20 protein-coding genes and 1 other annotated feature are annotated in these 26,110 nt (G+C 35.4%); of the genes, 15 read left to right on the forward strand and 5 right to left on the reverse strand.

Features of this window, described 5'->3' with window-relative positions:
- Positions 1-134: 134 nt before the first annotated feature.
- A complete protein-coding gene (locus tag BN2144_RS10970; RefSeq protein WP_033828270.1) occupies positions 135-617 on the reverse strand; it encodes a LiaI-LiaF-like domain-containing protein in 483 nt (160 codons plus the stop codon).
- 299 nt (positions 618-916) lie between these two features.
- On the opposite strand from BN2144_RS10970, the gene hemA reads away from it, so the two are divergent.
- From hemA to BN2144_RS11025, 11 genes are all read left to right on the forward strand, one after another.
- Positions 917-2,263: a glutamyl-tRNA reductase gene (hemA, locus tag BN2144_RS10975; protein WP_033828271.1), complete on the forward strand. Its 1,347-nt coding sequence runs from the start codon at positions 917-919 to the stop codon at positions 2,261-2,263.
- Between the two features lie 21 nt (positions 2,264-2,284).
- Complete coding sequence (gene ccsA / locus BN2144_RS10980; RefSeq protein WP_033828272.1) at positions 2,285-3,118, forward strand: cytochrome c biogenesis protein CcsA; 834 nt, start codon at positions 2,285-2,287, stop codon at positions 3,116-3,118.
- A 60-nt stretch (positions 3,119-3,178) separates the two neighbouring features.
- The gene (gene hemC, locus BN2144_RS10985; protein WP_033828273.1) at positions 3,179-4,117 is read left to right on the forward strand and encodes a hydroxymethylbilane synthase; all 939 of its coding nucleotides are present in this window, start codon (positions 3,179-3,181) and stop codon (positions 4,115-4,117) included.
- Between the two features lie 30 nt (positions 4,118-4,147).
- Positions 4,148-4,945 carry a uroporphyrinogen-III synthase gene (locus BN2144_RS10990; protein ID WP_082195206.1) on the forward strand — a complete coding sequence of 266 codons (798 nt, stop codon included), beginning with the start codon at positions 4,148-4,150 and terminating at the stop codon, positions 4,943-4,945.
- Between the two features lie 60 nt (positions 4,946-5,005).
- Entirely contained in the window at positions 5,006-5,992 is a 987-nt protein-coding gene (hemB, locus tag BN2144_RS10995) for a porphobilinogen synthase (RefSeq protein WP_033828274.1), read from the forward strand.
- A 67-nt stretch (positions 5,993-6,059) separates the two neighbouring features.
- The gene (hemL, locus tag BN2144_RS11000) at positions 6,060-7,352 is read left to right on the forward strand and encodes a glutamate-1-semialdehyde 2,1-aminomutase (protein WP_033828275.1); all 1,293 of its coding nucleotides are present in this window, start codon (positions 6,060-6,062) and stop codon (positions 7,350-7,352) included.
- Positions 7,353-7,566: 214 nt separating this feature from the next.
- Positions 7,567-9,075, forward strand: coding sequence for a LysM peptidoglycan-binding domain-containing protein (locus tag BN2144_RS11005; RefSeq protein WP_033828276.1), 1,509 nt, complete (start codon positions 7,567-7,569; stop codon positions 9,073-9,075).
- 108 nt (positions 9,076-9,183) lie between these two features.
- Positions 9,184-10,176, forward strand: coding sequence for a spore coat protein YsxE (gene ysxE / locus BN2144_RS11010; RefSeq protein ID WP_033828277.1), 993 nt, complete (start codon positions 9,184-9,186; stop codon positions 10,174-10,176).
- Between the two features lie 1,275 nt (positions 10,177-11,451).
- Positions 11,452-12,051, forward strand: coding sequence for a methyl-accepting chemotaxis protein (locus tag BN2144_RS20990; RefSeq protein WP_407638068.1), 600 nt, complete (start codon positions 11,452-11,454; stop codon positions 12,049-12,051).
- A gap of 1,070 nt (positions 12,052-13,121) precedes the next feature.
- Complete coding sequence (locus BN2144_RS20995; protein ID WP_407638069.1) at positions 13,122-13,826, forward strand: methyl-accepting chemotaxis protein; 705 nt, start codon at positions 13,122-13,124, stop codon at positions 13,824-13,826.
- A 312-nt stretch (positions 13,827-14,138) separates the two neighbouring features.
- Positions 14,139-15,800: an IS1182 family transposase gene (locus BN2144_RS11025; protein ID WP_230199721.1), complete on the forward strand. Its 1,662-nt coding sequence runs from the start codon at positions 14,139-14,141 to the stop codon at positions 15,798-15,800.
- A 368-nt stretch (positions 15,801-16,168) separates the two neighbouring features.
- On the opposite strand, the gene BN2144_RS11030 is transcribed toward BN2144_RS11025, so the two are convergent.
- Positions 16,169-16,360: a hypothetical protein gene (locus tag BN2144_RS11030; RefSeq protein ID WP_033828280.1), complete on the reverse strand. Its 192-nt coding sequence runs from the start codon at positions 16,358-16,360 to the stop codon at positions 16,169-16,171.
- 215 nt (positions 16,361-16,575) lie between these two features.
- Positions 16,576-16,806 (forward strand) — a binding site (T-box leader).
- A 190-nt stretch (positions 16,807-16,996) separates the two neighbouring features.
- Between BN2144_RS11030 and BN2144_RS11035 the strand changes: the two genes are divergently transcribed.
- The 4 genes from BN2144_RS11035 (at position 16,997) to BN2144_RS19530 (ending at position 23,131) form a co-directional block, all read left to right on the forward strand.
- On the forward strand, positions 16,997-19,645 hold the full coding sequence (locus BN2144_RS11035) for a valine--tRNA ligase (protein ID WP_033828281.1): 2,649 nt from the start codon (positions 16,997-16,999) through the stop codon (positions 19,643-19,645).
- A 302-nt stretch (positions 19,646-19,947) separates the two neighbouring features.
- Positions 19,948-21,231, forward strand: a complete 1,284-nt coding sequence (locus BN2144_RS11040; RefSeq protein ID WP_033828597.1) for a bifunctional folylpolyglutamate synthase/dihydrofolate synthase — start codon at positions 19,948-19,950, stop codon at positions 21,229-21,231.
- A gap of 182 nt (positions 21,232-21,413) precedes the next feature.
- Positions 21,414-22,262 (forward strand): hypothetical protein, encoded by an 849-nt coding sequence (locus tag BN2144_RS19525; protein ID WP_050632287.1) that lies wholly within the window; start codon positions 21,414-21,416, stop codon positions 22,260-22,262.
- 5 nt (positions 22,263-22,267) lie between these two features.
- A complete protein-coding gene (locus tag BN2144_RS19530) occupies positions 22,268-23,131 on the forward strand; it encodes a sensor domain-containing diguanylate cyclase (RefSeq protein ID WP_268258046.1) in 864 nt (287 codons plus the stop codon).
- A 78-nt stretch (positions 23,132-23,209) separates the two neighbouring features.
- Here BN2144_RS19530 and BN2144_RS11055 read toward each other — a convergent pair whose 3' ends face one another.
- The 3 genes from BN2144_RS11055 to BN2144_RS11065 are packed head-to-tail and all read right to left on the reverse strand — an operon-like array spanning position 23,210 to position 25,935.
- Positions 23,210-25,012, reverse strand: a complete 1,803-nt coding sequence (locus BN2144_RS11055; protein WP_139017888.1) for a hypothetical protein — start codon at positions 25,010-25,012, stop codon at positions 23,210-23,212.
- A complete protein-coding gene (locus BN2144_RS11060; protein ID WP_139017889.1) occupies positions 24,996-25,529 on the reverse strand; it encodes a type II secretion system protein in 534 nt (177 codons plus the stop codon). The genes BN2144_RS11055 and BN2144_RS11060 overlap by 17 nt, the downstream gene beginning before the upstream one ends.
- Positions 25,519-25,935, reverse strand: a complete 417-nt coding sequence (locus BN2144_RS11065) for a type IV pilus modification PilV family protein (protein WP_033828283.1) — start codon at positions 25,933-25,935, stop codon at positions 25,519-25,521. The genes BN2144_RS11060 and BN2144_RS11065 overlap by 11 nt, the downstream gene beginning before the upstream one ends.
- Positions 25,936-26,110 lie beyond the last annotated feature (175 nt).

The following is a 26,110-nucleotide window of genomic DNA, read 5'->3' on the forward strand; positions in this document are numbered from 1 at the left end:
TGTGCGCTAATCCCACAAGGAAGGCGTAAGCAGCATTATATCAAAGCCGAAAAACTCTCTTTTCATTCGGCGAACTCTAGTCTCTTTCGTTTCCTGAAGGATCTAGCGTCGTTTAAGTTTTCTTTATAAATGAACTATTTTCTTTTAAAAATAAATACATAAACCCCGATAATCATTAAGGCGATAGGCCAAATGGATTCGAATTTACGAACTTCCTCAGTTGATAGTTTGAGCCATGAAAATAAATTTGTATGGAAGAGTTGTATGACTGCAAGAAATAAAAATAGCCAGCTGTAGAATTTCCCACTTTTTATTTTTTTTGCTATAAGAAAAAAACCTAATGCAATAAATAATAAGGTTACACCAACATGATCGAGTTGAATCTCCCATTGTTGAACGAGATGGAAGTGGATTCCTAACCCAACAAATAATATGCCTGGTATAATTATAGGGAAATCATTAGCTAAATAGGCTTGAATGAGTAAAGCTAGTCCAATAATTAGAAGAATTGTCGGCCATGTGAACAGTTGAAAACCGACTTCTATTGGAAGTTTTTGCAAAAAGAAGTATAAACCAATACCAACTAAGAAGATACTAGGGAAAATTTGTTTTTTCATTGTAACCCCTCATTTATTTTAATCTCATTTTGTTCTATGTAAGAAATTGTGTCTTTTTTTTAAAACTTGCATTGAGAAAGCCATTTCGAAGCGATTTTCTAGATTGTATTAATTTTAAAATAATATATTTTATTATATAATATGAAGTGATGTTATGGAATCTGTCTATTTTCATGGTAACATAAATAAATGTAAATGAGTGACCTTTATTCTGGCACGAACAATCAAGCATTGTTTATTTATTATTGAATCTGATGAGACAATGCAAAATCTATGATGGATTTTTGGAGGTATTATACATGCACATAATCGTTGTTGGACTTAATTATAAAACAGCACCTGTGGAAATCCGGGAACGTCTTTCATTCCAAGAAGCTGAAATAGGTACAGCTATGGAAGTGTTAAAAACTAAAAAAAGTATATTAGAAAATGTAATTGTATCTACTTGTAACCGGACGGAAATTTATGCGGTTGTTGATCAACTACATACAGGCCGATATTATATAAAGGAATTTTTAGCCCAATGGTTTAACATCGGTCGAGAGGAATTTGAAGATTATCTTTTTATATATGAAAATCAATTAGCCATAAAACATTTATTCCATGTTACATGTGGGTTAGATTCGATGGTTATTGGGGAAACACAAATAATTGGTCAAGTTCGTTCTAGCTTTCTTCTTGCACAACAATTGAATACGATTGGAACAGTTTTTAACCAATTATTTAAACAGGCGGTCACTGTCGCGAAAAAGGCCCATACCGAAACAGATATTTCATCAAATGCCGTTTCCGTTAGTTATGCGGCTGTTGAATTGGCGAAAAAAATCTTCGGCAACTTAAGTGGGAAACATGTGTTAATTATTGGTGCTGGAAAGATGGGGAAATTAGCTATCCAAAATTTACAAGGAAGTGGCGCTAGTACGATTTCAGTTGTGAATCGAACATTGGAACATGCTCGGCAACTTGCGAGTGAATTTAGTGGGAACGGCTATTCACTAGACTCTTTACCAAGTTGTTTACTTCAAGCGGATATTGTCATTAGTTCTACAGGCGCGAATCGCTACGTCATTACAAAGGAAATGATGGAATCTGTGAATAAACAGCGTAAAGGCAAACCATTGTTATTTGTTGATATTGCTGTACCGCGCGATATTGATCCAGCAGTTAACGAGTATGAGTCGATTTTTCTTTACGATATTGATGACTTAAAAGATGTCGTTGAAGCGAATTTACAAGAAAGAGAACGAGCAGCAGAGATGATCCAATTGTTTATTCGTGAAGAAATGGCACTATTTCAAGAGTGGTTAAATACGCTCGGTGTTGTTCCATTAATTTCGTCATTACGTGAAAAAGCACTCAATATTCAAGCAGATGTGATGAAGAGCTTGGAACGAAAGCTACCAGATTTAACAGAACGAGAGCGGAAAATAGTTGGTAAACATATGAAAAGTATAATTAATCAGATGTTGAAAGACCCGATTTTACAAATTAAAGAATTAGCGGCAAGCCCAAGTGGAGATGAAGCTTTACATTATTTTGAACAAATTTTTGCTTTGACCGAACAAGTAAGTCAGAAAAAAACGAATCGGGAGAAAAAACAAGTTGAGAATAGTTTAAGGACGGTACCAAGTTACATGAATGATTAAAGCCGTTAGAGAGGTTGCTCTATGGGTGAAAGTATATTACTAAAATTGCATGAAGGAATGGTCATCTTCTATGCAGCGAGTGTTTTCCTTTATTATTTTGACTTTCTTCATCATAATGAGAGGATAAAAAAGGTTGCATTTCGCCTCCTTTGGATTGTTTGGCTATTACAAACAAGTCTGTTCGTCCTTACTATTTTTGAACTAGAACGTTTTCCTGTATTAACTTTAGCTGAAGGTCTTTATTTTTATAGTTGGTTGTTAATTACATGTTCCCTCATATTAAATATTTTTATGAAAATTGAGTTCATTGTTTTTTTCACAAGTGTCCTAGGATTTGCCATTATTATCATTTATACTTTTGCCCCGATTCATTGGGGATTACCAGCACTAGCGCAAAAGTTAGCGTCTGAATTACTATTTATTCATATCACACTTTCATTTGTTGCTTATGTTCTTTTTTCCATTTCATTTATATTTTCCTTACTCTATATTTTTCAATATCAATTACTAAAGAAAAAGAAATGGGGAAAATGGTTATTTCGAATTACGGACTTGGAAAAAATTGAGCAGCTTACATGTAGGTTAAATATAATCGGTATTCCCTTCATTGCAATAGGTGTTATACTAGGATTACAATGGCTTTATTTAAAATTACCAGGCACGAGTTTTTTCGACTGGAAAATTATTGGATCCTTACTCGTCATTATGATGTATAGTACGCAAATTTATATGAAAACAAGAAAAATAATTTATGGGAAAAAATTTGCCTTATGGAATATTGCATCTTTTTTTATTTTATTAATTAATTTTTTCCTGCTAAGTCGATTATCTGATTTTCACTTTTGGTTAACTTGAATAAATAAAAAAACGAAATTTATCTCAATTAAATATGTTCAACTGGTGCGGGAGGATTGTATGCGAAAAATTATTGTTGGTTCAAGGCGTAGTAAATTGGCAATGACACAAACAAAATGGGTTATTGATCAATTAAAAAAGCTCGGTGCCCCTTTTACGTTTGAAATAAAAGAAATCGTCACAAAAGGTGATCAAATTTTACATGTAACTTTATCAAAAGTAGGCGGAAAAGGACTATTCGTTAAAGAAATTGAACAAGCGATGTTAAATAAAGAGATTGATATTGCTGTCCATAGTATGAAAGATATGCCAGCGGTTCTTCCGGATGGGCTTGTTATTGGTACAATACCAGAACGAGAAGATCCGCGAGACGTTCTCATTTCTAAAGGGAATAGATCACTTTCTAATTTGCCAAGAGGTGCTGTGGTCGGAACAAGTAGTCTTAGAAGAAAAGCACAGCTATTAAATATTCGACCAGATTTAGAGATTAAGTGGATTCGTGGTAATATCGACACTCGTCTATCTAAGCTAGAAGCAAATGAATATGACGCAATTATTTTAGCTGCAGCTGGATTGTCCCGAATGGGTTGGAAAAAAGAGATTGTAACTGAATATTTAAATCCGGCTGATTGTATTCCTGCTGTTGGGCAAGGAGCATTAGCCATCGAGTGTCGTGGTGATGATGAAGATGTCCTTGAATGGCTTTCAAAATTAAATAGTGATGAAACAAGTCGGGCAGTTCAAGCGGAGCGAGCATTTTTAAATAAAATTGGTGGTAGCTGCCAAGTACCTGTTGGTGGGTATGCGGTGATTGATGAAAAAAATGAAGTTGTCCTTGATGCATTTGTTGGATCTCCAGATGGGAAAACTTTTTATAAGGAAAGAATCGTTGGTAATGATCCGATTGAAATTGGAAACTTGGCTGGAGAGCGTCTAATTGAGCGTGGTGCAGGTAAATTAGTAGAGGAAATCTTACAAGATACAAATAATCAAAACTAAGTGGGAAAATTCCGTTCTTTTTGGAGATGAATGACGTTGAATAAAGGGCAAAATGTTTTGTTAGGAAAAAAGTGTTTAATTATGCGAGATGTTTCACAAGCTAATTCATTAATAAAGGGAATCCGTGCTTTAGGTGGAATCCCTTTCCTTGTTCCGTTAATCTCTTTTCGAAAAAAAGTTTTAACGAGCGATGAAATCGAAACGATAAATAACTTAGCTCGTTTCAATTGGATTGTTTTTACGAGTCAAAATGGCGTAAAATTTTTTATGAAGCATTTAACTGAACGTAACATAATGTTTCCTAAACATATAAAGGTAGCAGCAATAGGGAAAAAGACAAAACAATGTTTGCAGGAGTTCCATATTTCCCCTTCCTTTGTACCAAATAAATTTACTGGTGATGTTCTCGGCTTAGAGATGAAAGAAGTAATTAATAAAAATGAAAAGATATGCATCGTTAAGGGGAATTTAGCTCGTGATGCGGCTGGTTGGGAGTTAAGAAAATTTGGAGCCGATGTTCATGAGATTATTAGTTATGAGACGTACTTACCAGAAGAAAGTAAAAAGCAATTATTGCAAACTCTTACAGAACATCGAATGGATATCCTTATATTCACAAGTCCTTCAACTGTAGACCATTTTATGGGGATTCTAAAAGAGTATCAAAAAGAGGATATCTTTAAAGAGATATGGATTGCGTGTATTGGACCAGTGACAAAAAAAGCATTACGAAAGTTTAATTTACCCGTCCATATTTGTCCGGAAGTGTATACAACGGACCAGCTCCTTATTGATTTAAAAAATTTCTTTATTCATGATGAAAAATAACAATACACGTTTTATATAACGAATGACAAAGGAAACGTAATCTTATTGGAGGTTAGAACAATGAATGTAGATAACTTACAATTTAAAAGACATCGGCGGCTAAGACAATCTGTTTTTATGAGGGACCTCGTTCGTGAAAACCATGTTCATACAGATGATTTCATTTATCCGTTATTTATTGTCGAAGGTGAAAACAAACGAAATCCGATTCCATCAATGCCTGGAATTGACCAAATTTCTTTAGATTATTTACCTAATGAAATTGATGAATTAGTAAGCTTAGGTATTAAAGCCGTCCTACTATTCGGTGTTCCTGATGATAAGGATGAAGTCGGTTCAGGTGCTTTCCATGATCATGGAATCGTACAAGAAGCAACGAAAGTGATAAAGAAACAAGCTCCGGAAATGCTTGTTGTTGCGGACACTTGTTTATGTGAATATACTGATCATGGTCATTGTGGAATTATTCGTAATGGTGATGTAGATAATGATAAATCACTAGAAATTCACGTAAAAACAGCGATTAGTCAAGCAAAGGCAGGTGCGGATATTATTGCACCATCAAATATGATGGACGGTTTCGTCACTGCGATTCGCCGCGGACTTGATGGAGCTGGCTTTAAACATATACCAATCATGTCGTATGCTGTTAAATATGCATCTGCTTTTTATGGTCCGTTCCGTGATGCTGCAGATAGTGCACCACAATTTGGCGACCGTAAAACGTATCAAATGGATCCTGCCAATCGTCGAGAGGCATTAAGAGAAGCTCATTCCGATATTGATGAAGGAGCTGATTTCCTTATTGTCAAACCAGGCATGCCCTACTTAGATATTGTGCGTGATGTTCGTAATGAATTTGATGTTCCTGTTGTTGCTTATAATGTGAGTGGTGAATATTCAATGGTCAAGGCAGCAGCTATGAACGGCTGGATTGAAGAAAAGAACATTGTTATGGAAATGCACACAGCGTTTAAACGGGCAGGTGCCGATTTAATTATTACGTACTTTGCTAAAGATATTGCAAAATGGTTAAAGGAATCGTGAGTTTGTAAAATGTAACAAAGGACATGAGTTTAGATGAAAATAGAATGAATAGAAAGAGGGATCAGTAATGCGTTCATTTGAGAATTCCATAAAGGCATTTGAAAAAGCAGTTACACTAATGCCAGGTGGCGTAAACAGTCCAGTTCGTGCGTTTAAAGCTGTTGATATGAACCCGATTTTCATGGAACGAGGGAAAGGGTCAAAAATTTATGATATTGACGGAAATGAGTATATTGATTATGTCCTTTCATGGGGTCCATTAATACTTGGCCATTCGAATTCACAAGTTGTCGAAGCGTTGAAAAATGTTGTTGAGACAGGGACAAGCTTTGGTGCACCTACATTAATTGAAAATAAGTTAGCAGAGCTTGTAAAAGAACGGGTACCTTCCATTGAAATCATTCGGATGGTAAACTCTGGAACCGAAGCGACTATGTCTGCTTTAAGATTAGTACGTGGCTATACAGGAAAAAGTAAAATTTTAAAATTTGAAGGATGTTATCACGGTCACGGTGACTCGTTATTAATTAAAGCAGGTTCAGGGGTAGCAACACTCGGATTACCAGATAGTCCTGGTGTACCTGAGGGGATTGCAAAAAATACCATTACGGTTGCTTACAATGATTTGGAAGGAGTAAAATACGCCTTTGAACAATTCGGCGATGATATTGCTGGTGTCATCGTTGAACCAATTGCTGGAAATATGGGTGTTGTTCCGCCAATACCAGGATTTTTAGAAGGATTACGTGAAATAACTGAACAATACGGTGCCCTATTAATCTTTGACGAAGTAATGACAGGGTTCCGTGCTGATTATCATTGTGCACAAGGGTATTTTCACGTTACACCTGATTTAACTTGTTTAGGGAAAGTCATTGGTGGTGGACTACCTGTAGGTGCATATGGTGGAAAGGCCGAAATTATGGAAAAAATAGCTCCAAGTGGTCCTGTTTATCAAGCGGGTACGTTGTCGGGAAATCCACTTGCGATGACAGCAGGTTTCGAGACATTGCGTCAATTAAAACAAGAACATTATGAAGAATTTAAGCGTAAAGGGGATATGCTTGAAGCAGGTTATCGAAAAGCAGCTGAAAAATACGAAATCCCATTAACCGTGAATCGTGCAGGTTCAATGATTGGCGTATTCTTCACGAATGAAAATGTAACGAATTACGATACGGCAAAAACATCAAACCTTGATTATTTTGCAATGTATTATCGTGAAATGGCTAAGCAAGGTATATTTTTACCACCATCCCAATTTGAAGGTTTATTTATTTCTACCGTTCATACAGATGAAGATATTGAAAAAACAATTCAAGCGGTAGATAACGCTTTTCGAAAAATGAAAGAAAATTAATAAGAACACCGTATAAACACAAGATGGAAAGTTTATACGGTGTTTTTTTCTATTTCTCCGCATATTTCCCGAAAACAAATCATAATTTTTAATGATATGAGTAGATAATCGATCCTTCTTGAGGTTATCAAAAACCAAGTGTCATTACTTTACTAAATCATATGGTCAGTAAGATAAAAGATGACACTGAAAGATTAATGAGGGGGGAAGCGTGTTGACTGAAAACAATCAACCATCAGCAATTAAATTTTCTTTAGATGAAACAGTTTGGTTTCGAAATGGTGAAGAAATATCTGATTTGTACGGATTATCTCTTGAACCAAATGTAACTGTTCAAGAATATCAAGGCTTAATATCCATTCGTGGTTCTTTGAAAATGCATGGGGAATATAAGAAAGTAGATGGTCGTTCATATGTTGCAAACGAAATGAACAATTTTGGTAAAAAATATGTATCTGTCATTGATGCACGAGAAGAGGGAATTTCAGAATTTTATTATGACTTTCCAGTAGATATTACGTTACCAAGAGATAAAGTAAATAGCTTGGAAGAGTTAGACATCGTCATTGAAATGTTTGATTATACGCTACCAGAAAATGATTGTTTAAGATTAACGACAAATGTAGCAATTACAGGTATAGCACAAGATGTATCTGTTTACGAACGGGAGGATTTCGTTCCGGAAACCAATCAAGAAAGTATACCAGAAATAAATCGCGGGCCTGAGCTGTTACCTGTGGAAGAAAGAATTCAGCCTATCATCGATGAAGACGTTGATGAATCAGGGGAAGATACATTTTCAGCTGAAGCAAAAAAAGTGGAAGAACGAGTGGAAGAGTTAAAGCAAGACGTCCAAATCCCAATTCAAAATATTTCTCCAGTCAATGATGAGTTGAAAGAAATTGAAAAGAAACGATATGAAAATGAAGTAGGACAAGAAGCGGTTAAACAAGAAGAAACTGATTACATTCAAGTTCAAGTGGAAAAAGAAACGATTGCTAGCAGTACGAATCGCGATGAAGATGTTGTCGTTTGGCAAGAAGAATTAATAAGTAAAGACCAAGAAGAATTAAACAGAGAAGAAACTGAGATTGAAAGAAAAACAATCTTAGAGACTAGTAAAGAGCAAGAAGAACCTATTCAAGAAGGGATTCAAAAAACATCAACTAGTAAAGAAGTGGCAGATGCTCGAGAGGACATTGTCAAAGGAGTAGCACAATTACAGGAAACGACAACGGAAAAAGAGGAAGCTATAGGTGAACATGTGCAAGAAAAAGTTACAAATCGAATAGATGAAAGCGAAGAGGATATTGAAGAAGTAAATCGTATGGAGGAAATTCAGGCGATTGAAGAAGTACAAGAAGATACGTTAACTCGAAATGAAAAAGACGTAGAAGCAGAAGAACAAGTAGAAGAGAATGGAGAAAACTTGGAAACGAATGAAAGCACACGTCAAGAGAAAAATATTAATTACCAGCCACAAGAAAAATCAGAAGAATTAATTTCATTAACGCAATTTTTTGGTCGGAAAGATGAAAATCAAGTAGTAAGGATGAAGATTTATATTGTTCAACAAAAAGATACTCTTAACTTAATCGCAGAAAAATATGATGTTACTGTTTCTCAAATTTTAAGGACAAATCAATTAGAACCGCATCAAGATGTGTATGAGGGACAAATATTATATATCCCGACAAGTGCAAATAAAACTTATTCTTCATAAAAATTTAATAAACGGGTATCCGCTCGTTTTTTGTATAAATGAACAAATCATCCTAGTGTTGATGAATTCTCGGCAATTGCCGAGTTTTTTCGTAAATGAGGTGATTCATTGGATGTTAAATCAGTAGTTTATGAGGTTTTAGCGGACTATCAGTTATATCCAAAATACATTGAAAGAATTGGGAAGGTATATAAAGTGGTAAGTGGAGAGCAAGTTTTTGCATTAAAAGAAACAGATACACGGGCTAGTGAAAATTTATTCACGATTTATCCTTTCCTATACAATAAAGGTTTTTATCGATTTCCTCCACTTTATGCGACGAAAAACGGTCAATTTGCCGTTTTGAGAAACAAGAAATTATTCTATCTATCACCTTGGATTGGCGGGGAGCGGCCAGTAGAAACAAATGATACAACAAAAATGTTAAAGGAACTGGCACGACTCCACTTTTTAACTTCAAAAGAAACAGAAACAGATAAAGAGAATATTGAACAGCATTATGAACAAACATCAATATTATGGAAAAGAGAGTTAACGTATTTAGAGCGCTGGGTTGAGCAATGTGAAGAAAAATGGTATATGTCACCATTTGAATGGGAATTTGTTCAATATTTTAATGAATTTTATAAAGCATATGAATATGCATTACGCACATTTACGACGTGGAAAAATACAATTCTTGAATCAAAAAAAGTCCGTACGGTCCTCCTTCATGGAAATGTTAGTAGGGATCACTTTGTTTATGATGAAAAAGGATATGGTTTTTTCATTAATTTTGAACAAAGCCGTTTTGGTGCATCATATCAAGATTTGTTGCCATTTTTTTCGAAAACTTTGCGCACATACCCAATTCAAGGTGAAGATTATACGGCATGGTTAACAACATATATAAAAAATTATCCACTGACTGAGAGTGAAATTTTACTACTAAAGAGCTATCTTGCACACCCAGGCTTTATCATCAAATTATTAAATCGATATGAAGAAAGAGCAGTTACAAATCATGAATATAAAAGTACAAAAAAAATACAAAAAGCGTATTGGCAATTAAAAAATATCGAGAAAATAATTATTCAGTTAGAAATGGGAGGACAGTCGTAATGGAAGAAAACGATGATTCTTCCTTTTTTGTGAATAGGAAAATATAAATTCATCTAGAAGGGTTAAGACGCCCATTCTGCGGAGAAAAAGAAGGAAAAGGTCAACTAGAGCGGTTGTAGACGCCTGATTCGCGGTAAAAAAGCATATACAAACATGTGTATGTGAACTACACGTACATACGTTACTATCCAGTGGCGCAAATATAACACGAATGAGTCCAAGTGTAACAGGGGAAGTTAAAACTCTTTCTGAAAATGGGTCCCTTCTTTACATTCTAGTTTTTAAAAAAATACGAAAAAATGATAGCACCATCTCGGAAAGTCTAGTATAATATAATATAATTATTATAAATTTCAGAATAGTACAGGTACACGGATAAAACGAGGTGGTCGTATGGATCAAGTGCAAAAAATGTTATTAGAAGATAGCAAAAAGAAAAATTTCCTAATGTTCGTTACTTTTTCGATTTCATTAGTTTTAGCGGTTTTGAAATCGCTCGCATTGAAACAAGGTGACTTAGTTATTTTGTATTCGAGTGAGTTGACTGTTTTTGCACTAATCTATTTTATTTGTCACCAGTTGACTAAAAAATATGCTCTTTTCCTATATTTAAGTGTCGCCATGATAGGAATGACTTGCTTCATTGGTTTACTTATTATTGGTGGTGGCATTAATATTATTTTAATTGCCTTTTTCTTACTTATATACGCATCGATTAGCTCGGAGAAAAAGGCATTTTTACTAAGCTTTGTACTAGGGGCAGCTGTTTTAATTGTAATATACATGACAGGGACAAAAGAGGCAGCAGTGATTAATGATAACTTCCTTACAATTTTTCTCATTTTTTTGTTATCCGGATTACTCCTTTTCGTCCTTATTCATCTCAATGGACGACAACAAGCGGTCATTCGTAAGCTTCTATTAGAATCTGAGAAATATGGAAATGACCAAATGAGACAGAAAGAACAAATTCAAGCAAGTATGGATTTAATTTTAAGAGAAATGACAAATGTAAATGAACGGATACAAAGTAATCAATTAGTGCAAACCGAGTTGAATGAAAGTCTCCATGCAATCACAATTGGAAGCCAACAACAAAGTGAGCAAATATCATCGATTTCTAACCACGCTGCTGAAACAGTTGATGTAATGATAGATCTAAATCAAGTAATGGAACAGCTAGCAAGAGAATCTGAAAAAACCGATGAAATTACTTCACTTGGGGAACAGCGCGTTACTTCCTTCAAACAAGATGTACTAGAAATAGAAACATTTATGAATGAATTAAATCATACATTAGAAGACTTAACAAAGAATATAAAAGAAACAAATCACTTTTCTATTAAAATAAGAGAAATATCGGAACAAACAAATCTTCTTGCACTGAACGCCTCGATTGAAGCAGCAAGGGCGGGGGAAGCAGGAAGGGGGTTTTCTGTTGTTGCTGAAGAAATTCGAAAACTCGCTGAATCAACGAAGGAAACAGTGAACAATATTACAAAAAACTTACAAAGAGTAAACAGTAGCAATCAAACAACTTTAAGTAAAATGCAAGGCAGTAGCCAAAAAATAAGCCATTTATCCCATACTTCCGAAGATATTGTTGTCTATTTTAAACAATTAAAAGAAGTGTTCCATACGCTTCTCGTTAATCTTAAGAAGTCTGAGGAAATGACTCAAGATGTCGTTACCCGGAGTAAAATGATTAAAAATCACACATTCGACTTTGCGTCCATAATGGAAGAGACAAGTGCGAGTTTACAAGAGATGAGTGCATCGATAGAAACATTAACAAAAGACAATAAAGATATTGCTAAGTCAATGAATAAGACAACAGAAAGTGCAGAACAGCTTCTAGAAACGACAGAAGCTTAAATTGACAGGCGTGCCCTCGGGTGTGCGTACGCGCCTTATCAAATAGCAAGAAAGATTATGAGAATTACTTCATTTATCGACAGAGTGCAAACATAAGCATTCTGTTTTTTTATACATAAAAATTTCCTGCCTTTCAGAATAGAATCTAAACTAAATTTATTTTATAATAGAAAAAGAATGTCAAAAAATGTAGAAAGTTGTCTTGAATAAAGTTTGTTTCTAAAAGATTGTTCAAGAAATTGGCATTTAAAACTAGTTTTATAAATCAATTTACTAAAGAAGAAGGTGGCTGCATGGACAAAGTACAGCAAATGCTTGAGCAGGACAGTAGAAAGAAAAATCTTATCATGTTTATTTCATTTTTAATTGCTTTAGTAACTGCATTACTAAAATATATCGTATCGAAGGAGCTAAATATCGCAACATTATTTGCAACAGAAACCGTTGTTTTTTCAGCAACATTTTTTGTTTGCCAAAAACTAACGAGTAAATATTATCTATTTCCGTACTTGAGTGTCTTTATTGTTAGCGTTTTTAATTTTATCGGTATCCTTACTTCAGGTGGCGGATTATCAATTGTTCTCATCACATTCTTTTTAACGATTTTCTCTGCGATTGATACGAATAAGAAATCATTCGGTTTAGGGTATGTGTTAGGACTAATCGTTATTTTAGCAAATTATTTTATTGGAACAAAAGAAATGGATATTATTTCAGAAAACTTTGCCACAATTCTCTTACTATATTTCCTATCGGGATTACTTCTTTACGTATTAATTCATTTGACAGGAAAACAACAGGTAGTGATTCGAAATCTTTTATTAGATTCTGATAAACTTGTTCAAGAACAAATACGCCAAAAAGAACTAATTCAAATGAGTATGAATCAGATCATTCAGGAAATGACAAAAGTAAATGAACGAATACAAAGGAATCAAACGGCTCAAGCGGAGATGAGTGCAAGCTTAAATGAAGCAACTGCAACAAGCCAAAAACAAAGTGAGCAAATATCAGTTATATCAAATAATGCTACGGAAAATTTAAGTGCAATGTTGACGCTAGAAAAGACAATGGAAACACTCACAGCTGAAGCGGAAAAGACAGATCAGATTACTTCTCTTGGTGAAGAAAGAGTGACATTATTTAAACTAGACGTAGCTGAAATTCACTCGTTTATTGATGATCTGAATAAAACATTAGTGGACTTAACGAAGAATATTCAAGAAACGAATACGTACTCGAATAAGGTTAAAGAAATATCTGAGCAAACAAATCTTCTTGCTCTAAACGCGTCAATTGAAGCAGCAAGAGCGGGAGAAGCAGGGAAAGGATTTTCCGTTGTTGCAGAGGAAATTAGAAAGTTAGCTGAGTCTACAAAAGACACAGTGAACAATATAACGAACAACTTACAAAAAGTGAATAATAGCAATGAAACGACGATAACAAAAATGGAAGTAAGTCGTCAAAAAGTGAGTCACTTATCTGAGTCATCTGAAGAACTTGCGGCTTATTTCCAACAATTGAGAGAAGTTTTTAAAACATTAAGCAGGGATCTCCAAAGTTCCGAAGTGTACACAAACGATGTTGTTGAAAAAAGTAAAGAAATTGAAAAATATACATCAGACTTTGCAGCAATCCTTGAAGAAACGAGTGCGAGTCTGCAAGAAATGAGCGCATCGATTGAAACATTAACAAATGACAATAAAGATATTGCCTTGTTCATGAACAATACAACTGAAAGTGCCACAAAATTACTAACGAATACAACAGCTTAGTATAGTATTAAAAAAATGCAGGCCCAAAGTCTCGTTGAGTGACTAGGGCCTGTTTGCATTTTGAATTTGCTTCTTGGAAAAACATCGCACGAAGGAAATGCGACTAGCATTTCCGAGGATTTTGAATTTGCTGCTTTGAATTTGCACCGCACGTGAGGCTGGGACAAAACTCCAGTAAAATAAAAATTAAGGCGTTGGAGCTTACACTAAAAAGTGTAGACCCAACGCCTTTTTTGCCACAATTCTAGTAAACAAAAAGGGCACCTTTTGATAAAATTAAAGTGACGAAACAATAATTTTGGAGGTGCCCTTATGTTTAAACATTATAACATGAATCAAGTAGTTTTACCGCTAAATTTAGAAATTAAGTTGAAAGAAAACGATATTGCTTTTGCGATCAATGATCTTGTCGAGAGTATTCCCGAAGAAGCTTTCGAGGACTTCATACGACAAACCGGCCGTCCCGCGTATCATCCTCGTATGATGTTGAAAGTCATTTTGTGTGGATATACGCAATCCGTGTTTTCCGGCCGTAAAATAGAAGCTTTATTACAGGATAGTATCCGCATGATGTGGCTAGCTCAAGGACATGAACCTAGCTATCGCACCATCAATCGCTTCCGTTCTAATCCACTCATTGAAAACATCCTACGTGAATGCTTTGTCCAGTTCCGAAATCAGCTCGTGGAAAAGGAATTGATTGAAGAGGAAGCCATTTTTATTGATGGTACAAAAATTGAAGCAAACGCAAATAAGTTCACCTTTGTATGGCGGAAGTCCATTGAAAGATATAGTGATAAGCTAATTGAAAAGTCCAATCAACTGTATGATGAGCTGCTAGAGAAGGAGATCATCCCAGCAATAGAGCGAGAAAAGGAAGAGGAACTTTCCGTCAAAGAAATGGAAGAAGTAGTCGAAAAGTTAGACGAGAAAATCGAGGAATATAATAAAAAGATTGAAGTATCTGAAGTTGGGAGTGAACGGAAAAAGCTCCGTTCCGAACGCAAATTACCCATACAATCTCGGAAGCAATGGATGGATTACATTACTCGCAAACAAAAGTATCAAAACGATATGGAGATTTTCGGTGATCGCAATAGTTACTCAAAGACGGACCCAGATGCGACGTTTATGCGCATGAAGGACGACTACATGAAGAACGGTCAATTGAAAGCTGGTTACAATGTCCAAATTGCGACGGAAGGTCAATATGTGCTCGCTTACGATGTTTTCCCAAACCCGACCGATACACGCACTTTAATTCCTTTTCTCGACACGATTGAAGAAAACTTTTTCGAGCTTCCGGAATTCATTGTCGCGGATGCAGGATATGGTAGCGAACAGAATTATGAAGATATCATCGAGAATCGAAATCGAACGCCACTTATTACATACAATCAATATCGAAAGGAGAAGAAAAAGAAGCATAAGGACAACGCTTTTCATGTAGATAATTGGGAATATAATGAGGACGAAGATACTTTTCTGTGCCCAAATGGTCGGAAAGTACGATTTAGCCATCATTCCAAACGAACAGACAGGTACGGATTCACCCGTGAATTTAAAGTGTACGAGTGTGAGGACTGTTCGGATTGTCCACTCCGCGATTTATGCACGAAAGCAAAAGAAGGGAACAACCGAAAAGTCTACATGAATGAAAAGTGGGAGTCCCAAAAAGAATATGTACGTACGAAGCTTTCAGACGAGAAAACTGGTGAAATTTACGGAAAACGTAAAATTGATGTAGAACCAGCGTTCGGTTTTCTGAAGGCTAATTTAGGTTTCACTCGTTTTTCCGTCAGAGGAAAACAGAAAGTGAAAAATGAATTAGCCTTTGCGTTGATGGCGGTGAATATGAGAAAAGTCACCGCCATCAGCGGTAAAATAGTGACGAGAAATGGAAAAACCCCACAAAAAAGGTTCCAAGCAAATTTTTTATTGCCTGGAACCTTTTTATATACTACTTTTGGCTAGTTATGTCCCAGCCTCTTGGATTTTGAATTTGCTGCTTTGAATTTGCACCGCACGTGATCATGCGATTAGCATGATCTAAGGATTTTGAATTTGCTTCTTGGAAAAACATCGTACGAAGGAAATGCGACTAGCATTTCCGAGGACTTTGAATAAGCTGCTTTGAGTTTGCACCGCACGAAGGAAAATGCGGCTTGCATAATTGCTGAGTTGTCCCCTCGCTTCAACAATAGATAGTAATTGGGGCTATCCGAAAAGGGGAAATACCAACAAATGTTAAATCCAAGAAAGTAAATATATCAAGGTTATGAAACATGAAAAGGAACATCCAGAAATCAAAAATACGACTTTCTGGACAGCTCCAACAACCTTTAAATTAATTCCATGTAAAACGCTGTAGCAACTAGTAAGAAAATGAGTAGCAAAATGACATCAAACGTTGTTGGAATAATTAGCGTTCGAATTCCTTGAAAAATAGAGAAAGGTATAATTAACTGTTTGCCTATATCTCGAATCGTTCGTACCCATGTGGGCAATAAATATGGATTATATTTTCGCCTCATGATTCACACCCCTATTAATAAACATAGTTCAGCCTAACACACGACATGGCCTTTAGTTTATTGTATGTTCGTAATAGAAGAATTTGTTCATAAACATGTTTGTATCATTTTTATGATTGTGTAGAAATAATGGTGATTTCGTATATTTTTCTACAAATTCGTCGATAATGATTGACGAATAATCATTTGTTTATATAGAATAAAATATAAATACGATAAATGCACTGATTGGGAAGAGTACAGTAGGTTAGCTTTCAAGAGAGGGAATGGTTGGTGTGAGTTCCTAAGCGAGACTATTGGAAGGTCGCCCATGAGCAGCAATTGTGAAAATTTAGTAGCAATTGCCGGGAAATCCGTTATCTCATGAAGAGCCAAATGCAGGTTTATAGAACCTTTGCATTTGTGAATAAAGGTGGTACCGCGAGCAAACTCCATTCGTCCTTTAACGAGTGGGGTTTTTTGTTGTTACTCGGATTTACTTATCTCTAATATGGGTATGCAAAAAGCGATGATGAGCGGAGTTATGTTCATCTTTGCCAATGACGGTGCCTAGTTCGAGAAGATTGTTCCCGAAAGTTTTGGCTAATTTCTAACAGTGCTTTAAATTTACCTATTTACATGATTGGAGGCTTTCAAATGAGTGAAGAGCAATTTACCATGCCCACAAAATATGATCCAAACAAAATTGAACAAGGACGTTATAACTGGTGGGTAAATAATAAATTTTTTGAAACAAAAGATGATGATACAAAACAACCGTATTCCATCGTTATTCCACCACCAAACGTGACAGGGAAACTTCATCTCGGACACGCATGGGATACAACGTTACAAGATATTATTACTCGGATGAAACGGATGCAAGGTCGAGACGTGCTTTGGCTTCCTGGAATGGACCATGCTGGAATTGCAACACAAGCAAAAGTTGAGCAAAAATTACGTGCAGAAGGGAAAACTCGCTATGATCTAGGGCGAGAAAAATTCCTTGAAGAAACATGGATATGGAAAGAAGACTATGCAAGTACGATTCGTGAACAATGGGCAAAATTAGGTCTTGGTCTTGATTATAGTCGCGAACGTTTCACTCTTGATGAAGGCCTTTCAAAGGCAGTTCGTGAAGTTTTTGTTAAGCTATATGAAAAAGGCCTCATTTACCGCGGAGAATACATTATTAACTGGGACCCGGTAACAAAGACAGCACTTTCTGATATTGAAGTTATTTATAAAGACATTCAAGGGGCATTTTATCACTTACGGTATCCGTTAAAAGATGGTTCTGGTTATATTGAAATTGCGACAACTCGTCCAGAAACGATGCTTGGAGATACTGCAGTTGCCGTTCACCCAGAAGATGAACGTTACAAACATTTAATTGGAAAAACATTAGTTCTCCCAATTGTTGGTCGTGAAATTCCAATTGTAGCAGATGATTATGTTGATATGGAATTTGGTTCTGGTGCAGTGAAAATTACACCTGCACACGACCCGAATGACTTTGAAGTAGGAAATCGTCATCAACTTGAACGTGTCCTTGTCATGAATGAAGATGGCACGATGAATGAAAAAGCTGGTAAATATAATGGAATGGATCGCTTCGAATGTCGGAAACAAATTGTAAAGGATTTGGAAGCTGAAGGTGTTCTAATCAAAATTGAAGATATGGTTCACTCTGTCGGCCACTCAGAACGGAGCGGAGCTGTTGTCGAACCGTATCTTTCAACACAATGGTTTGTAAAAATGCAACCTCTTGCAGAAGCTGCGATTAAATTACAAAAATCAGAAGGAAAAGTCCATTTTGTTCCGGAACGATTTGAAAAGACTTATCTTCACTGGATGGAAAATATTCGTGATTGGTGCATTTCGCGGCAACTTTGGTGGGGACACAGAATTCCTGCTTGGTACCATAAAGAAACAGGAGAAGTGTATGTAGGACACGATGCACCAAGTGACGCTGAAAACTGGGAACAAGATCCAGACGTTCTTGATACGTGGTTTAGTTCAGCACTATGGCCATTTTCAACAATGGGTTGGCCAGATGTTGATGCACATGATTTTAAACGGTACTATCCAACAGATGCACTCGTAACGGGTTATGACATTATTTTCTTCTGGGTATCTCGGATGATTTTCCAAGGACTTGAATTTACTGGTGAACGTCCATTTAAAGATGTATTAATTCACGGATTAGTTCGTGATGCTGAAGGACGGAAAATGAGTAAATCACTTGGTAATGGTGTTGATCCAATGGATGTTATCGACAAATATGGTGCCGACTCACTACGTTATTTCTTGGCAACAGGTTCTTCTCCTGGTCAAGATTTACGTTATAGCACAGAGAAAGTGGAATCCATTTGGAACTTTGCGAATAAAATTTGGAATGCATCCCGTTTTGCATTAATGAACATGGGTGGTTTAACTTATGAAGAAATTGATTTAAGCGGTAAGAAATCTGTTGCAGATCATTGGATTTTGACTCGTCTAAACGAAACGATTGAAACGGTAACAAACCTCGCAGAAAAATATGAATTTGGTGAAGTTGGTCGGGCCCTTTACAATTTCATTTGGGATGACTTCTGTGACTGGTATATTGAAATGGCGAAACTTCCATTATACGGTGAAGATGAAGAAGCTAAGAAAACAGCTCGTTCCATTTTAGCTCATGTACTTGATCAAACGATGCGTCTCCTTCATCCGTTTATGCCATTCATTACCGAGGAAATTTGGCAAAACCTCCCTCATTATGGAGAATCTATTACAGTTGCTGAATGGCCGAAAGTTCGACCGGAATTGTCTAATAAAGAAGCAAGTGAACAAATGAAATTATTAGTAGAAATTATTCGCTCTGTACGTAATATTCGGGCAGAAGTTAACACACCAATGAGTAAAAAAATCGCGATGATTATTCATGCGCATGATGATAAAGTTGCGAGCATGCTTGAAACTAACAAAGCTTATTTAGAACGTTTCTGTAATCCGGAAAATTTAGAAATTGGTGTAAATGTTTCAGCACCGGAAAAAGCAATGACAGCTGTCGTATCAGGAGCAGAAATTTACTTACCATTACAGGGACTCATTAATATTGAAGAAGAAATTGCCCGTCTAGAAAAAGAACTTGATAAACTTAACAAAGAAGTTGAACGGGTACAGAAGAAATTAGCAAATGAGAAGTTTGTATCGAAAGCACCAGCACAAGTTGTTGAAGAAGAACGCGCAAAAGAAAAAGACTACTTAGAAAAACGACAAACTGTACAAGAACGATTAGAAGAATTAAAAGGAATGAAATAAATTATCTTGCTGTCTGAATGGGGAATCTGCATCATGTTGTGCAGCCCATCTCAGGCAGTTTTTTAAGTTTGTCTTTTTTTTAAGCTATCGCTGGACGATTTTGGGTACCAATTTTTATCAATAAGGGCATCCTTTTTTACAATATTGGGTGGAAAGTTTTATAATGATACTGTGATATTGTACTTGGTATCCAATAAAAGGGGTTCTCAAGGACAAATTAGCAAAAAACTTAAGTTAAACTATCTAATAGAAAAGGAGTAATGGCGATTGTAATAAAAAACAACAAGAGGGAGCGAGAAATGATGTTTCACACAAGTCAAGAAGTAATACAATGGATTCAAAGTCAAATAAATCAAGGGATGAAGCTCGGTCTAGAACGGATGGAATGGTTTATGGAAAAATTGGACCATCCGGAAAGAACGGTTCGTGCCGTGCATGTCGGTGGGACGAATGGAAAAGGTTCGACTGTTACGTTTTTAAGATCAATTCTTCAAACGGCGGGGTATGAAGTAGGAACGTATACATCTCCATATATCGAAACTTTCGAGGAACGAATTAGTATTAATGGTGAACCGATTCCAGAGGCTGACCTTGTTCAAGTAGCAAACTTGATAAAACCACTTGCGGATGAATTAGCCGAAACTGAACTAGGTGCACCTACAGAATTCGAACTGCTCACAGCAATAGCAATCTATTACTTTGGCAAGCTTCATAAAGTAGATATAACGATTGTTGAAGTTGGTCTAGGTGGGAAAAATGATGCGACGAACGTAATCATTCCTTTTATTTCAATCATAACAAATATTGGCTATGATCATATGAATGTTTTAGGCGATACGATAGTGGAAATTGCGACAGAAAAAGCAGGCATCATTAAAAATGGTGCACCTGTCATTACAGCGGTATCTGACTTAGAAGCTCTTACAATTATTGAAGAGGCGGCAAGAAGAAAACGCTCTACCGTATATAAGTTAGATCGTGAATTTTCCTACACTGATCTTGGACCGAGCGATGATAGTGAGTTTTTCTCAGTTAAAACAACTTACCATACATATTCGGTTTTAACCACTACAATGCTTGGTAAACATCAGATTGAAAATGCTACGCTTGCAATTATGGCTGCTGAATATTTAAAACAATTTTATGCACTATATATTGAGGAAGAACATATACAAGCAGGAGTCAAAAATGCATTTTGGCCAGGGCGCTTTGAGGTAAATGGTCAAATTATTCTCGATGGTTCGCATAACGAAGAAGGGATCAAAAGTTTAGTAGACACATTAGAACGCCATTATTCAAATAAAAAACTAACGATTTTATTTACAGCATTAGAGGACAAGCCACTAGAAAAAATGATTAACACGCTTGATGCGCTTCATGCCAAACTTTATTTTACTGAACTTTCACAACCACGTGCAGCAAAAGCCGAACAACTATTTGAACTTTCAAATGCAAAACAAAAAGAAATTGTAATAAATTGGCAAAGCTTTATGACAGAAAAACAAAAGGAAATGCGAGAAGATGAACTGCTCGTTATTTGTGGATCCCTGTACTTTATAAAAGAGGTTATATCCATCTTAAAATAAAAATGAAAAAAGGAAGGGGAGGTTTTCAAGTTACATTAGGAAACCTTCCCTTTATCTTTGCAATAACCAATGACAAATACTTACACATTTGGTAAAATGTTATATATTTTCATTCAACAAATTTTTTTAATGATTATCTAGGTATAATGACCTGGTTTTTATAGGGTGAATGGGGGCGTTCAGTGGTTGTTGATAAAAAGCGGCAACTTGCAATTTGGATAATTTGGCTAATTGTCTTTCCAACTGGTCTCTGGCTCGCTTATAAAATTTCACCCCCAACATTCCATTTAACGAATGTCGGCTATTTATTTACATTAGGTATTGCTTGTATTGTTTCGCTTATTCCGATTGTCGTAGGAAATATTCCGTTTACAGTTACCCAATGGATTTCTCTATTTGTTTTTCTTCAATATGGATTATTTGCAGAAATGATTTTATCTCAAGTAATTATGTTCGTTGCTTTGCTTAGAGTAGGTCGATCAAAAGAGGAACTTTTTGCATTTCCGTTAAATTCTTTTATGTTCATTTTTGTTTCTCTACTTAGTGGACTGGCCTATTATTTCGCAGGTGGGGTTCATTTTGAAACAAAATTATTAAGTTCCGAATTGTTTCTCCTTGCAACATTATATATTTTTACATACTTCATCGTAAATCAATTTTTCTATTATATTGCGGGTCCGATTTTTTATAAAGTACGTGACTCTTTCATTTCACCAGCATTTTTATGGGAAGGATTCATTCATATAATTGTTTTGCCAGTCGGTATGACGCTCTATTTTTTATACAATGTAATTTGGATTAGTAGTTTCATATTAGTCAGTGTACCGATTATTTCTACCCAACTAATCTTAATTATGTATAATACAACACAGGAGATTAATCATAATTTGCAAAAAGCAGTAGAGATTGGTCACCGATTAACAGAACGTTTGAAAGCTGAAGAAGTATTAGATGTCTTTGTTGAAAATCTTGTTGCAATGTTTCCCGTTGATTACGTATTCGTGTTTACAATAAAAATAATGAACGGTTAGAAGTTATTCGTTCCTATGAGGATGGACTATATACGAATCGAAAATTTCCTTCATTAAAGAAAGGCGAAGGGATTGTTGGTCAAGCATGGGAAAAAGGAGAAGGATTATTTTATGAAGAAAAGGGACGATGGCAGCATATGGCCGTTACTCATTTACCAGAGAGTATTGAAAGTGTCCTTGCTATTCCAATTGTTAAAAACAACACAATTCCAGGAATTCTCCTCTTCGGCGCAAAAAAGAAACGGATTTACCAAAAGTATCATGTCATGATTATTGATATTCTTGGTTCCTATTTAGCAATTGCACTCGAAAATGCCCGGCACTATGAAAAAACGAAAACAGCGAGTGAACGTGATCCGCTAACGAAGCTGTATAATGTAAGAATGTGTGGAGAAAAAATAAACGATGCCTTTCAACAACTCCAAGCTGGTGATATCAAGACTGTTTCTTTAGTCATGCTAGATATTGACCATTTTAAATTAGTAAATGATCAATACGGACACCAGAGTGGAAATGAACTATTAATCCAAGTTTCAGTGTTACTAAAAAATGTCGTTGGAGATTGTGGGGTAGTCGCTCTCTACGGTGGTGAAGAATTCGTCCTCATATTACCCGATATCAATAAAGAAGATGCATATGAGATTGCTGAAAATATTAGAAAAACAATCGAGAAGTATGAATTCAAACTTCACGATGACCTAATAAATGTAAGTCAAGAAATAACGGCGAGAATGACAGTAAGTATTGGTATCGCTACAGCACCAACAGATACAATCGACCCGTTAAGCCTCATTCGTTACGCAGACCGCGCCCTCTACATCGGAGCAAAACGCGAGGGGAGGAATAAGGCAGGGGTTTATATGAAATGAGAAAAAGAAAGAACTTATATTTAGTTAAAAACAGGTAGGTCATATACCTTACCTGTTTTTTGAGTGAATTATAAGAATTTACTTTACGTAACGGTCAATTACTCGTGGTGCGTCAACACTTGTGACTTTGGGTTCTCGTTTGTTTAGGTCTGACCATGTCTCCATAATGTTATTGTCATATATAATTTGTAACCGTGAATTTTCCTTGCTTTGTTGGTTCACTCCTTCAAAGTAATCATTGTTTGTTATTTTTTGTGCATTGCTATCAAACTTGTAATTTTTTGCTCTTCCTCGAATAGCATTCAATACGATACGCCGACCAGATACGCCACCTTCTATTCGTATATTTGATCCGACACCAAATATTTCCATTGCTTGTTTCGAATAGAAAAACCCTTTAATATTACTTGGTGTATCTTCATTCACACTATTGTTTCGAAATTTAATATCTCCTTCAGCAAAAATAATGAGTGATCCATTTGAACCTAGGCCATTAATGACGGAATACTCAACCGTTACATTTCCTGTTACATAAAGAATTACATTGAATTGTCCATTTACCCCTCTAAATGTAACGTTCCCATCAACGAACATGGGCCCATCAATTTGAATCTTCTCATACGTATTGCTGTTGTATGATGAATTATTAGTGTCACCGATTATTAAATCTCCACCTACATAAGCACCATTTTTAAAGTAAGTTTTTCGAAACGAATTAGTATTATTTCGAATAATTAAATTTCCATTCGTGGAAAAACTTCCGAAAGAATTATTGCCATAGAAGTTAAGTTCGTCTTTTTCACCAAATATGCCATTGTCAGTTTTTCCATTAGCATAAATCTTCTCATCTTCCCAATTATTATTTTGGAAATAAGAATAATATCGTGACTGAATCCAATTAGTGTAATGCTTTTCTGGAATTTTTACAGAAGTTCCAGGAGACTTATCATTAAATCTAAATAAATTTCTCTTTTCTGATATTTTTATATCCTCACGAACTTGTTCACTCTTTGTTTTTACAGGTACTTGACCAGTATTGAAAGCTTCTTGTAGATTGTTTGTTACATTTTTATATGAACTAAAGTTGGTTTGCGAAATATGATTATTATATGTGGGTTTATCAGAAAATGTATATACATGACCACCTAACACGAGATGTGATTTTATTTGCCCTGTAGCAGGTAATGAACTTGGATAAAGCGAACTAATCCATTTTTCACCATTTAAATATGCGTAACCACGATTCGTTGTTATTAAATTCCTATCTACTTTAAAATCCCCAGTAATAGAAACACCACCATGAAGAAATAGATTCCCATCTCCTGATACCCTATTTCTGTTAGGAATGTTTTCGTCTGGAGTGTATGCATTAGCCCCGACTGCGTATTTCAGTACTTGCAAAACTGATTGAGCGCCAAATTCTATCGTTGTCGTTATTTCTCTTTCTTGACCATCAGCGACTCCTTTACTTTTTAAAGTTACGATTTTTTTCAATGGATTCTCTTTGCCATCTTGATTTTTTGCGTTTTCATAGCTTTCAACATAGGTTATATAGCTACCGGTTTCATTTGCTATATTCAAGTTATTGGTGCCTTTCAATTTATAATTATCTAATGTTCTTTCTAGCATAGAAATAAAATCAGAACGTGTTAGGCCGTCTGTTCCCAATGATTTTGTTAAGTCTGAATTAATTTGAGTTGAAATGCGATCAATACCTTTAGTTGCCAACTCCAGTGCTTGGACATGGTCTTCACTTGTAACGTTTCTTTTTGCACCTGACAATGTGACAGTAAACAATGTCATAATAAGTATAGTAAAAAGTAGGAAAACAAACATTGTTAAGATGAGTGAATATCCTTTATGATTATTTAGTAGTCGCACCATTGTTCCCCCCTTTCTCACCTTTATCGTTAATAATAGAAACAGAGCTTTCCAACACGAGTTTTTGCTTAGTTTTGTTTGACTGGAGGACAAGTGTAATCTTATAATCTACGGAGCTACCATTCATCTCTTCAATTTTTGATTCACTTGTTAAAATTGTATCTGTATGTAAAAAACTTAGTTCTTTGTTATCGATGTAAACCTTTCCGTCATAAAATCCTGTTTTTCCGAGATTTTTCACATACAAATAATAGTTATTGTTACTATCGGGAATTTTAGTTAACTCTTCATCAATCTCTGACGCTTTCATGACATAAAATTCATCAATAAAGTTTGCCATTATGTAATCGGCTTCATCACGAAGTTTTGTTTCTTCCATTACACGTTTATATGTATTGATTCCGTTAAATAAAACCGAATATGTAATTGCTCCGATAATAGTCAATAATACAAGTGTAGCTAGTAATTCAACTAGAGTGAGCCCGTCGCTTGATTTTAGTCTATTCTTAATTCTCATCATTTACATACCCTTCAACTTTTGATGAAATAACTGGTTTAGAATTTAGTAAGCTTACTTCGACGACAATATTTAGGAGTCTCATATTCTTTTCATCGATTGATTGAGTTCTTTTAAAATTCACTTTATATTTTTGGTTATTAATAATTCGTTCTCTTGTATAAACACCATTACTATCCGCTTTAAGCTGACTAATAATGTCTTTTGACTCGTCTGAATTCACCTTCAACCTTTCCAATTCTGCCTTGGCTAAATGGATAGCCACAATTTTACTATCATTTGAAACCGCTGTCTTATTTGTGAAGAGAAATAGATTAGCAAAGGTTAGAATCATAATAGAGAGAATGGCTAAAGAAACAACCACTTCCATTAAGGAAATTCCTTTTTCATTCATTATTTTTTTCATTGTCATGCCCCAATTCTTTGGTTAATTCATTGTGATTAATAGTAAAATAGAATCATTAAGAAATAACTATTTTTTATTTAGAAAATATTTGCTAATTCAATCTACTAATAATACAATTAGGGTGAATATAGTAAGAATTGACTAAATATGTCAAAAATCGTTAATTCTACTATTT

Origin of the sequence: Bacillus andreraoultii (assembly GCF_001244735.1) — a bacterium.
Classification (GTDB): Bacteria; Bacillota; Bacilli; order Bacillales; family Caldibacillaceae; genus Caldifermentibacillus; species Caldifermentibacillus andreraoultii.